The following is an 11464-nucleotide window of genomic DNA, read 5'->3' as shown; positions in this document are numbered from 1 at the left end:
GCTTTATATTTTTACGAGGAATACGTTTACTTCCGCCGCGTGCAGGAATCACCATCAGCACACTCATGTTAAGACCTCATGCAAAGTCGCAATAACCTGTTGCTGATCGCTTTCAGTTAAACTAGCAAACATCGGAATGCTAATCGCCTCACGGTAGTACGCCATCGCTTGCGGAAATTGGCCAGGCTTAAAGCCCAGTTGTTGATAGTAAGGTTGAGTATGTACCGGAATATAGTGCAAGTTAACACCGATACCTTTTGCCCTGAGCTCACTAAACACTTGGGCATGGCTTTTAGTCAACTTGTCGGTCTCTAACCGAATAATATACAGATGATAACCCGAGTAGCTATCGGGGTGCTGCCAAGGCAGTCGTATGGGTAAATCCGCCAATTGCTCGTTGTAGTGCGCTGCAACGCGATGACGTGCCGCAACAAATGCTTGTAAGCGTTGTAGCTGGCTCAACCCTAAAGCCGCTTGCATTTCAGTCATCCGATAGTTGTAGCCCAAGCTTAATTGTTGATAATACCAGTCGCCATCAGGTACTTGAGTCATCTGTTCAGGATCACGCGTAATACCATGACTGCGCGCCAAACGCATGCGCTCGGCCAGTTGCTCATCATTTGTGAGCGCCATACCGCCCTCGGCAGACGTAATAATTTTAACGGGATGAAAACTGAATACCGTGATATCACTGTAACGGCCGTTGCCGATAGGCTCATCTTGATAACGCCCGCCCACAGCGTGAGATGCATCTTCGATAATCGCTATTCCGTAATCTGCGGTTAGATTACGGATGGCCTGCATTTCGCACGGCTGACCTGACAAGTGAACGACGACGAGCACTTTCGGTAAAGTATGCGTTTGCGCGGCAGTCTCTAACTTCGCAGCTAGGGCTGAAACCGATAGATTATAAGTATTAGGATCGATGTCGACAAAGTCGACCTCAGCACCGCAATAGCGGGCACAGTTTGCCGAAGCGACAAAGGTTACCGGCGTTGTCCACAGCCTATCACCGGGGCCTAAATCCAACGCCATACAAGCAATATGTAGTGCCGAAGTGGCGCTGTTGACTGCAACACCAAACTGCGCTCCAACCTGCGCTGCAAGTGCGGCTTCGAACTCAGGAACCTTGGGACCCTGAGTCAAAAAATCTGACTTCAACACCTCGGTTACAGCATCGATATCCGCTTGGGTAATATCCTGTCGTCCGTATGGAATCATTAAATGCGCCCTATACTCTGAGCGTTTTGCTCAAGCCATGCTTGTAGCTCGCCGTCAGTCATCCACTCGGTGTTGTTGTCACTCGAGTAGACAAAGTTCTCAGCCACTTTAACACCATCCTTGATACGCCGAGGATCTTTGTGCCAATCATTAATCGCCGGTAGGATTTTGAAATGTTCCGGATACTCATAAGTATAAGGCGCATCCTCAAACCCTATCATTTGTTCATGTAGTTTTTCACCAGGCCGCACACCCACCGTCTCGAGCTCAGCTTCTGGCGCAACCACGCGTGCTAAATCAGTGACTTTCATTGACGGTATTTTCTTAACGTAAATCTCGCCCCCGATCATATCTTCAAATGCGTGCCACACGAGCTCAACGCCCTGCTCTAGCGAAATCATGAAGCGAGTCATGCGATCATCGGTAATAGGCAACTTGCCTTGATCGCGGATGGACATGAAGAAAGGAATCACCGAGCCGCGAGAGCCCATCACATTACCATAACGCACGACAGAAAAATGGGTTTCGTGTCCGCCAGCATAAGCGTTACCGGACACAAATAATTTGTCCGATGCCAACTTTGAAGCACCGTACAAATTCACCGGACTGCTCGCTTTATCCGTGGATAAGGCAACACATCCTTTAACCTTTTTATCAATACACGCATCGATGAGGTTCATCGCGCCATTGACATTGGTTTTGATGCATTCAAATGGGTTGTATTCGGCGGTGGGCACAATCTTAGTGGCGGCAGCATGCACAACATAATCAACACCGTCTAGTGCACGATAAAGACGGTCACGGTCTCGCACGTCACCGATAAAAAACCGCAACCTATCATCATTAGGAAATAGCTTTGCCATTTCCCATTGCTTCATTTCATCTCTAGAAAAAACGATGATTTTCTTAGGGTTATACTTTTCCAGTGTCATAGGAATAAATTTATGACCAAAGGACCCAGTGCCACCGGTAATCAAAATGGTTTTATTGTTAAACATGCTCCGCCCTTAGTGTTTAAGCTGGGTAGTGAACCGATACCGTCCCCATGCAAATCTCACGCCATGTCAAAAACTCGACATTCTATTGGCACTATCCTTGCTTACAGCTTTGAGCACTTATTCTTATGAATCAATATTATTTTGAATTAACGTTCTTTTGAACGAATACTTAAAATATCTTATATACGTTAATTAACGTCAACCAGGGAGAGCAATCTTTGAGTGAGCCGACTTCAATTTGTATATTGAATTACGGCTCAGGTAACGTCGGTTCCGTTGCTAATATTTGTCGCACATTATGCGATGAGGTTACGGTTTCTAACGCGCCTGAAGCCATAAAATCCGCGACTCATTTAATCTTACCGGGCGTAGGTGCCTTCGACCGTTCTCTACAAAAAATGCGGGAGCGCCTGCCACTCGAATTAATTGAGCAACAGGTCAAGGTCGACAAAAAGCCGCTGATGGGTATTTGCGTGGGCCTTCAAGTGCTCTGCGATGCCGGAACCGAAGGCGGCAAAACGGCCGGACTCGGTTGGTTAAACGGGACGGTTGAGCGACTCGAGAGTCACGGTTTGCACCTGCCTCATATCGGCTGGAATACCGTTCACTTTGCCGAAGATTCGTGGTTTGCACCTGCTTTTGCTGAACCCAAAGAGTTTTACTTTGTGCATAGCTTTGCTTTAGCTAAAAGCGCTGATGCCAGCGCACACAGTGACTATGGCTCACAATTCGTCGCAGCGGTTGAACGCGGTAACTTATTTGCCGTGCAGTTTCACCCAGAAAAAAGCCAAGCGGCCGGCCGCACTTTATTGAGTCGCTTTTTGGAGTACCGTACCGATGCTTAAGAAACGTGTCATTCCCGTTTTGTTGTTACGCAACGGGTACTTAGTACAAAGTAAAAAATTCAGTAAGTACCAAAATATCGGTAATGCTATCTGGGCGGTGCGTCGGATGAGTGAATGGGGTGCAGATGAACTGATCTATCTGGATATTACTCAAGATGGGCAGTACGACGCTAAACGTGACGATTTACGTCATGGCAACCCGACTTCTATCGAGGCTATCGTACGCGAGATGTCGCAGTCAGCTTTCATGCCCATGACCGTGGGTGGCGGAATTCGGACATTATTAGATATTGAAAAACGCTTGCAGTGGGGCGCTGACAAAGTTTCGTTAAACACATTGCTGGCCGAGGCTCCTAACCTCGTCGAAGAAGCCGCCAAAGAATTTGGCTCACAGTGCATTGTGGCCTCCATTGATAGCAAGCGAGTAGACGGTCAAGCCATTGCGTTTACCCATGGCGGTCAAACGAGCACTGAATGCACCACGCTCGATTGGGCAAAACGTGCTGAACAACTCGGCTGCGGTGAAGTGTTGTTAAACGACATTGATGCCGACGGACAGCAAACAGGTTACAACATTGACCTTATCGCAGAGGTGACGCAAGCACTCAGCATTCCTGTGATTGCGCTCGGTGGCGCAGGCGAGTGGTTTGATTTCGAAGATGTGCTGAGCGATACCCAAGCATCTGCCGTGGCGGCCGCAAACCTATTTCATTACCGCGATCAAAGCGTGTATTTAGCAAAAAAACATTTATTTGACAGTGGCTTCGCCGTTCGTAAGCCAGAACTACAACCTTTTATAACTAAGTGAGTCAACCATGGTTAATGAGGCAAATTACTGTAAAGTCTGTGTCGCCCCCGCCCACGCGGTTAATATGACATTAGATGAAGATAATGTCTGTTCGGCGTGCCGTGTCGCAGAACAATTCGAACAGTTATCGGATGATCACTGGGCACGTCGCAAAAAACGCTTCGAACGCTTGGTCGAAAGTATCAAAAGTCAGAATGAAGGCGACTATGACTGTTTGATACCGGTCAGTGGTGGCAAAGATAGTTACTATCAAATCCATAAAATGGCGACAGAATATGGCTTAAAACCTCTACTCGTCACCTATCATGGCAACAATTACTTACCCGAAGGCGACTATAACCGTGACCGTATGCGTCACGTATTCGACGCCGATCACTTGATGGTCGGCCCCAGCGTATCGGTTTTGAAAAAGATGAACCGCTTAGGCTTTAAGATGATGGGTGATATGAACTGGCACGCCCACTGCGGCATTTTCACGGTGCCTATTCAGGTCGCTGTGCGTTACAAGATCCCATTAATTATTTGGGGCGAGACCGCGTGGGATATTTCAGGCATGTACGACCCTGACGACTTTGTCGAATTCAGCGCGCAAATGCGCCATGACAACGCGCTGCGCGGTTATGAATGGTACGACTTTCTCGACGATGAACAAGACCCGCTGAGCAGTAAAGATCTCAACTGGGCTAAGTATCCATCGGATGAGGAAATTCTTGAGGTCGGCGTTCGCGGCATTTATGTGGGCAACTTCTTTAAATGGGATCCCAATGCGCATACGCAACTGGTAAAAGATCAGTACGGCTGGAAAGAGAAAGAAGAACCGTTTGAACGCACGTATCGCAAGATGTCGAACCTCGACGACCGATACGAAAATGGTATCCATGATCTACTCAAATTCGTCAAATTTGGTTATGGGCGCGCCACCGACCACGCATCAAAGGATATCCGCACAGGCTATATGACCCGTGATGAAGGTATCGAGATGGTACGCAAATATGACCATGTGGTGTCATCCGACTTGTATTACTGGCTTGACTATGTCGACATGACCGAGGATGAATTCTGGCGCATTGCAGATGGCTTTAGAGACCCGCGCGTTTGGTGGATAGAAGATGGACAGTGGCATAAATATAACCTCTGGGGCGGCAGTTCAGCTTACGGCAAGGTGTATTTACCTGAATCAGAGTGGGCAAAATACTTACGCAAGGAGCCTGCATGAAGACGTCAATTCCATTCAGTCGTTTTGCCGATATCTCTCGCCATGCGGGTCAGCGTCCAATCGCCCTATGGGGGGCGGGCAATATCTGCACCAAAACGATACGTCGTTTACCCGATAGTGACATCGTCATATGCGATAACAGCGCTAATATGTGGGGAGGCGAACAGGAGGGTCACCCCATCATCAGCCCCGAGTTATTTCAAAAGGAATACACTGATCGCTACGTGATTATTTGTACAACCTCATTTGCGGAAGTATCCGAGCAACTCAGTGATATGGGGTTAACCGCGCAAAAGGACTTTATCGTCAGCCCCATTTTGAATGACTTACGCATCATTGATGAGCTCGAAACCATTCAATGCCAACTGTTAGTCAGCTCAGGCGCACAACCCTCAGACGATCCAGAAGCAGGCGGTGGTCTTTACCAACTCGACGTTAATGGGACTGAGTGGCACTATAAAAAAGTACTATCGGGATGCTGCCACTGTATCATCGAAGTTGATAATTATCTTTACACAGTCGACGACGAACGTGGCATTTTGCAGCTCGATCGTGACTTTAATGTTATTCGTAACCAACCCTTGCCGACCAAAAGCCGTGGCCACGGCATCGCGTATCATGCAGCTAGCCAGTGCTTTTTTATTGCCTGCAGCTTGTTAGATGCGGTATTGGTTTACGATCGCGATTTAAGCCTGCAACGCAAAATTCCATTGTCCGTAAAAGCAGGCCGCGATGAGGGGCCCTTTCACCATACCAATGACTGCTGCATCGTCGGTGATAGCTTATATGTCTCCATGTTCTCGGAAACGGGTAACTGGAAACGCGATATCTTTGATGGTGCAGTCATTGAGTTTGATATTGTCACGGGTGAGCGTATTGGAACGCCTATCCGCGATTTATGGATGCCGCACAACATTCAGTTTATCGACGGCTGCCTCACTGTGCTCGACTCACTGCGTGGTGGTTTGCGTCAAAACAACGCATCGGTGATCGGCGAGTTTGCTGCCTTTACGCGCGGGCTTGCCTTTAATGGTCACTTGTTCTTTGTCGGTCAAAGCCGTAACCGCAACTTCTCTAAGAATGTCGGTGTGTCAAAAAATATTTCAATAGATACCGGCGTCGTCATCTTTGACCCAGAAACCAAAGTATCGCGGTTTTTACAGTTGCCTTCTAAACTGTCCGAAATTCACGGCCTATTTTTACTGTAAACTTAGACAACAACCCAGCTAAGTGCTGGGTTGTTGCTCATCAACTCGGAAATTTTTGCGCACCTTAGGTTTATAGCCTCGTGTGCACTTCTCTAGCCACGCTGTTTTGAGATCTTCCCGCGCTTCCAGCACAAACCGACGCCACACGTCGAGCGCCTTTTTAAAGTGAGTTAAGCACTGAGCTTCGTCATTGGCGTTGTAAAGCAATACCACCAATGGACACTGAAAATACAGCATCTCGCCTTCCAGCACATAATGCAGATGAGAGTAACGCGTTTGTCGGTGACTATATAAATAGCGCGCTTGTCGGCGCAAGTTATCCAATGCCTCAGCACGGCTAGTGATGGGCTCTTCACTGATAGCAATCAAATGGTCGCAGATTTCGTCGTAACGATCGAACGCCATATAACGCTCGAAATGCTCAAACTGGAAGTGATTAAATAACTCGTCCTTGATGTAATCCACCACCTGCGACTTATCATGCTGTTGTGGTTCTGGTAGCACGTGCTCAGGCTTAAGTGGCAATGCATGGTTGACCTTAGCGCCCTCGCCGACGTTATAGCAGTGAATATCAGCAAATTTAGGTAAACCCAACAAACGCCCCATCTGCTGACACGACATCGCCAAGAAGTTCGATGACATGACCGTTCCACCCAGGTTACCCGCTAATTCGTGCCGTGCATCGTGAGGTTTCCAATCTTTCAGCGCGCCCTGATAGTAGGCAGAATCTTTTGAATGGTGACGACCGTCAGCCGAGTAGCCATTATCAACACCAAACATGTAGATCTCTTTAAAGCCCATATGTGCCGCATAAGACAATGCGGTGTTGGCGACCAACGGGTTACAAAACGGCAAATAACGCAGTGCCTGTTGAGCCTCATTGAGCAACACGTAGTTGAGCAAATCACCGCTCGCATCAATGCCCTTACCGGCCATCCCCACCCACTGATACAGCGGCACCACATCCGGGTAAATCAGGTTCATGGTCAGCAAGTTGAGCTTGCTGTAAGTCTCTTTGGGTAATGATTTGAGTAGCACATCGTAGGTGCTTTTGGGCCGTTCAACGAGCGTATGAAAGTCGGGCACAATATCGTGTTTCAACAGCGTTTGTAACGCCGTTCCCGCTGCGATAATAAGCGCGTGTTCTTGGGTGTCTTTAATGAACTCAATACTTTCATCAAGCGACGGACCATTGCCAACGACATAAACGGGATAGTCGCGATATCGGTTGCTGTCTTCTGTTTTGTGCTTAAGTAGATTCATGCCCTGCTTGGCATTTTGTACTGTGTGCGCCAGTGCTGTTGTTGCATCATTATAAAACCCGTAGCCACCATGCAGTTCAAACAGTCGCATGAAAAACTCACGTAACAAGGTGGCGTTTTCTTTTGAGGGATAATGTTGATAACAGAAGCACTTTGTCAGCGAGAACACACCAATATCTTGGCTTACACGGTATAAATCATCGATAAAAGTCTGATACGAGGCGCCGAGCTGGAAGGTCAGCACACCCCGCTGTTCATCAACTTGCTCAATAATGCTGCGCCAATCCGTACAATAGAGACTGCAATAGAAGTTCTCAAAACTCGGTTCAATCAAATAAATGTAATCAAATTGAACCCGCTCCATGAGCATCGGGATGTGGTAACCCAAGCCAACGCCAAACACGACAGCGGTAGGAAAGCGATCCGGCAACGGCGCGAGCTTCTCTACAGCTCCCGCTTCGGCAACCGCTTCACCCAGCTGTTTTAAATAGCGTGCATGGACACGGGTATCATCCTCTGGCACCTCAGCATACTTAGCGAAGTCGATGTGGTTTACCATCGGCTTGGCGAGCTGCTCCTCGACCTGACGGGCCACCTGCGCAATAGGATCATCACCGTACAGCGGATAGCCAGTCACGTGTTCCTTGATATTGCCCTGACCAGAAGCGGTTACGAACAACTCAAGTGGTTTATCGGAGCTAAACGCCTCAATACTATCAGCGATTTTGGGGTAGAACTTTCGAAAGGCAGCGAGGTTGTCACGAAACCGCTGTTCGGCGTGTTCGGCAAATACTTGCTCGCGTTCAATTTGGCGGTCAGATGCATCTTTGAGTTGTTGCATCATGCCTTTGATTTGTTGCTGTGTACTGTCCATGATCGCGCTTTCTAATTGAGATATAAAAGCACTATAGCCCGAGAGTGAACATTAGCTCAAGCAGATACGGTCTATGGCTGCACTTGTTTATAGCGACTGACGGATTTACGCCCTTTGCTGAGCTTTTTTAATCCTTCGTCGATACTTTGGCGTTGTGATTGGGCATGCTGCTGCAAGTCCGTAATTGCATTCTGCACCGCCTCAATCAATTCAGCCTTTTCTTGATCGGTGAGCTCATCTGAAGCAAGCTGCTCACCCACCTCAGATTGAATATGTTGCAAAATCTCAGCACTCGCTTGCTCATCCGATGTATCGGCATCGAGCAGCTGCGCGAGCGCAGATAGATGCTGTTGCAGACGCTCTGGCAGCTCCATTACGCGCCTACAGCGGCAGAACCGCCGAGTTGTGACATCGCACTATCGCGGTCTGAAGGCGTGATAGCGTCCCACGACGACTTAATTTGCGCCAATAATGAGCGAACTTCTTCGAGTTTGGCGACATCGTTGGTACGCGTCGCATCGGTCAGCGTCTCACCCATGTACAAGTACAATTGGTTGAGATTATCTGCCACTTCGCCACCTACTTCTAAGTTAAGGCTCGTACGCAATGATTCGATAATCGCTGCGCTCTTAGAAATATGTACCGACTTTTTCTCGAGGTCTTTACGCTCAATAGCGCCTTTTGCATAGTTGAGGTTTTCCATCGCACCCGCCATCAGCATCTGGATAAGCTGATAAGGGTCTGCGCCCGCGATGCGAGCGCGTAATGAATCCTGCGTGTAACCTTTTAGCTTCTTATTCATAGCTAATAACCTCTAACTTAAAATCTGAGTTTAGTCCTTACCACCAAAACCAGGCAGGTTGCCTAATTGTGACGATAAGTAATTCTGCGTGCTCTGCATTTGCGCCAGCATCACATCAAGACCCGAATACTTTTCACGTAAGCGGCCCTCAAGTTGTTCCATCCGATACTGATGATCCAAGCGATCATCTTCGAGTCTGTCGAGACTCTCGTTCAACGACTTTTCGCGGAACGTGATCGCACCATCCGATTCAATGTAATTGTTCATCAAGGTTTCAAATCGACTCGCGATACCACCTTCGTTTGAGAAAATCTTACCAAAGGCGTTGAAATCTTGATCCATGGCTTCATTCACGCTGCGAATAATATTGTTTTTCTCAAGCTTTCCGTCTTTGTTAAGGCTCAAACCGATATCGAATAAGCTCGAGAAGTCGCCTGCGCCCTCAACATTGCTAGTCAACACGTTGACCATCTGGTTTTGTAAACCGCGCATCGTCGAGTCGGCTTGCAACACCGCATTAGTTGCTGTCGCTTGGTCCATAATACTGACCACGCCATTATATGCGGATACGAACTCATCAATGAGTTTATTCACACCCTCACGGTCACGCTGGATGTTAACCTGTGCGGTCTCGTTATTTTCGCTTTCTTTAATCGCGGTAATCGTCGAACCTTGAATTACATCAGTAAACGTATTGCTACTGCTCGTTGCGGTAATGCCATCGATTACGATACGGGCATCTTTTGCCATATCTTCTGCGGCAATGGCCATTCCACCCGCCGAGCCATCAAATGCTTGCGTTGATAAACCGTCTAACTCGGCATTGTTATTGGTCACCACTAAATCATTACCCGCGCCGGACTCATTCGAGGTCAGCACCAACTTTGCCTCGGTACCGGTATTAATAATGTTAGCAGTGACGCCGAAGTTATCGGCCGAATCATTAATTTGTTGGCGAATATCTTCCAGGGTTGAGTTAGCGGCAATATTTAAGTCAAAACTTTTATCACCAGCACTGAACGAAAGCGTGCTATCAGACGTGGTAATCTCCTGATCGGCCGATGTAAATGTGCCATCTGCGGAGACCGCACGAGAGCCCTCGGCCAACTGCTGAACTTCGACCTCAAACGAACCGCCGGTCGAGTCGTCATTGCTCGAAAAGCGAATCAAGTCACCCGATTCAGGCTGTTTCAGCTGTGCTACTCGTTTATCAAACAAGTCACTGTCACTGAGCTTGGTGATCACATCATCAAACTTAGAAAGTGCCGACTTTACCGCCCCGAGCGCCGACAATTCGGTTTCGTAACGCGATTCCAACTTCTGGAACTGCGCTTGTTTTGGCTGGTTAGTGGCTTGCAACGTCGATGAAATAATCGACTCGAGGTCAAGCCCTGAACCGACGCCTGCGGAGGTAAATAGTGGCATGACAGTACTCCTTAAACTTGCTTATCGAACAGAATTCCTGACCGACTGTCTTGGTTATCGGCCAATTCTTCTATAGCTTTAGAGAGTTTTACTGCCAACTCCGATGGAATTTGGCGTATCATCTCTCCACTCTCTTGATCCATCACCTTGACCACCGGTGGCTCACCTTTTTCATCAAATACGAACTGCAAACTGGTGTTGCGTATGGATGGTGATTGATTGATCTTCTCTATCACTTCAGCAACTGAACCCTTGTCAACGTTTTGCGCTTCGCTCGCACGCTGCTCTGCTTGAACAGTCTGCTGTTGAGTTCGGTCACGCACTTCCTGTACCGTCTCAATCACTTGCTCTCGCTGTGAAGAATTCAGCCGAGTGCTACCGTCAGACGCGCTTGGCGATGACATCGCACGTAAGTCCATTGTAAATTCGGCCATAACATTACCCTTCTGATTTTCGGTTACTTAAACCTTCCCGTATAGGGTATCGGCAACCCCTGAATGAAACTTTAGGGATTTTTTAGTAAATAGCCAAAAAAAGAACAAAAAAAAGCCGGGGAAGACCCCGGCTTTGATTAAAAGCGGCAATTTTATGCCAAAAGCGATTATCCCAATAACTGCAATGCAGCCTGTGGACGCTGGTTCGCCTGTGCCAAAATGGTCTGCGAAGCCTGTTGCAAAATCTGTGCCTGCGTCAATTTAGCCGTCTCAGCAGCAAAATCGGCATCTTTAATACGCGATTTCGCAGCTTCCAAGTTTTCTGCAACGTTGCCTTGGTTACGAATCGTTGATTGGAAACGGTTTTGCAC

At 47.9% G+C, this 11464-nt stretch carries 12 protein-coding genes; 4 read left to right on the top strand and 8 right to left on the bottom strand.

Translation table 11 applies throughout. From position 1 onward, the window contains the following. Positions 1-63: 63 nt before the first annotated feature. Together pseC and pseB are read right to left on the bottom strand one after the other, a co-directional pair. Positions 64-1221 carry a UDP-4-amino-4,6-dideoxy-N-acetyl-beta-L-altrosamine transaminase gene (gene pseC / locus B2X00_RS00480; RefSeq protein ID WP_290485667.1) on the bottom strand — a complete coding sequence of 386 codons (1158 nt, stop codon included), beginning with the start codon at positions 1219-1221 and terminating at the stop codon, positions 64-66. After that, the gene (gene pseB / locus B2X00_RS00475) at positions 1221-2219 is read right to left on the bottom strand and encodes a UDP-N-acetylglucosamine 4,6-dehydratase (inverting) (protein WP_290485666.1); all 999 of its coding nucleotides are present in this window, start codon (positions 2217-2219) and stop codon (positions 1221-1223) included. The genes pseC and pseB overlap by 1 nt, the downstream gene beginning before the upstream one ends. 218 nt (positions 2220-2437) lie before the next feature. Here pseB and hisH point away from each other — a divergent pair, with 218 nt between their 5' ends. Genes hisH through B2X00_RS00455 form a run of 4 tightly spaced genes read left to right on the top strand, consistent with a single transcriptional unit; the run spans position 2438 to position 6296 of the window. After that, on the top strand, positions 2438-3064 hold the full coding sequence (hisH, locus tag B2X00_RS00470) for an imidazole glycerol phosphate synthase subunit HisH (RefSeq protein ID WP_290485665.1): 627 nt from the start codon (positions 2438-2440) through the stop codon (positions 3062-3064). Continuing rightward, complete coding sequence (gene hisF, locus B2X00_RS00465; RefSeq protein ID WP_290485664.1) at positions 3057-3872, top strand: imidazole glycerol phosphate synthase subunit HisF; 816 nt, start codon at positions 3057-3059, stop codon at positions 3870-3872. The genes hisH and hisF overlap by 8 nt, the downstream gene beginning before the upstream one ends. A 7-nt stretch (positions 3873-3879) precedes the next feature. Then, positions 3880-5088: an N-acetyl sugar amidotransferase gene (locus tag B2X00_RS00460; RefSeq protein ID WP_071463293.1), complete on the top strand. Its 1209-nt coding sequence runs from the start codon at positions 3880-3882 to the stop codon at positions 5086-5088. Continuing rightward, positions 5085-6296, top strand: a complete 1212-nt coding sequence (locus tag B2X00_RS00455) for a DUF4915 domain-containing protein (RefSeq protein ID WP_290485663.1) — start codon at positions 5085-5087, stop codon at positions 6294-6296. Before B2X00_RS00460 ends, B2X00_RS00455 begins: the two co-directional genes overlap by 4 nt. Before the next feature lie 18 nt (positions 6297-6314). On the opposite strand, the gene B2X00_RS00450 is transcribed toward B2X00_RS00455, so the two are convergent. From B2X00_RS00450 to B2X00_RS00425, 6 genes are all read right to left on the bottom strand, one after another. Beyond that, positions 6315-8432, bottom strand: coding sequence for a 6-hydroxymethylpterin diphosphokinase MptE-like protein (locus tag B2X00_RS00450; protein WP_290485662.1), 2118 nt, complete (start codon positions 8430-8432; stop codon positions 6315-6317). 71 nt (positions 8433-8503) lie between these two features. Then, complete coding sequence (locus B2X00_RS00445) at positions 8504-8806, bottom strand: hypothetical protein (protein ID WP_290485661.1); 303 nt, start codon at positions 8804-8806, stop codon at positions 8504-8506. Continuing rightward, the gene (gene fliS / locus B2X00_RS00440) at positions 8806-9234 is read right to left on the bottom strand and encodes a flagellar export chaperone FliS (RefSeq protein ID WP_071463289.1); all 429 of its coding nucleotides are present in this window, start codon (positions 9232-9234) and stop codon (positions 8806-8808) included. Before fliS ends, B2X00_RS00445 begins: the two co-directional genes overlap by 1 nt. Before the next feature lie 30 nt (positions 9235-9264). Further along, positions 9265-10659: a flagellar filament capping protein FliD gene (fliD, locus tag B2X00_RS00435; RefSeq protein WP_071463288.1), complete on the bottom strand. Its 1395-nt coding sequence runs from the start codon at positions 10657-10659 to the stop codon at positions 9265-9267. Positions 10660-10670: 11 nt separating this feature from the next. Then, positions 10671-11093 carry a flagellar protein FlaG gene (locus tag B2X00_RS00430; protein ID WP_290485660.1) on the bottom strand — a complete coding sequence of 141 codons (423 nt, stop codon included), beginning with the start codon at positions 11091-11093 and terminating at the stop codon, positions 10671-10673. Positions 11094-11260: 167 nt separating this feature from the next. Beyond that, positions 11261-11464: flagellin (locus tag B2X00_RS00425; RefSeq protein WP_290485659.1), on the bottom strand; the 204-nt coding region annotated here is incomplete at its 5' end.

The sequence above is a fragment of the Idiomarina sp. UBA3162 genome, from assembly GCF_002364475.1.
GTDB lineage: Bacteria > Pseudomonadota > Gammaproteobacteria > Enterobacterales > Alteromonadaceae > Idiomarina.
This window is presented reverse-complemented; position numbering and strand designations above follow the sequence as displayed.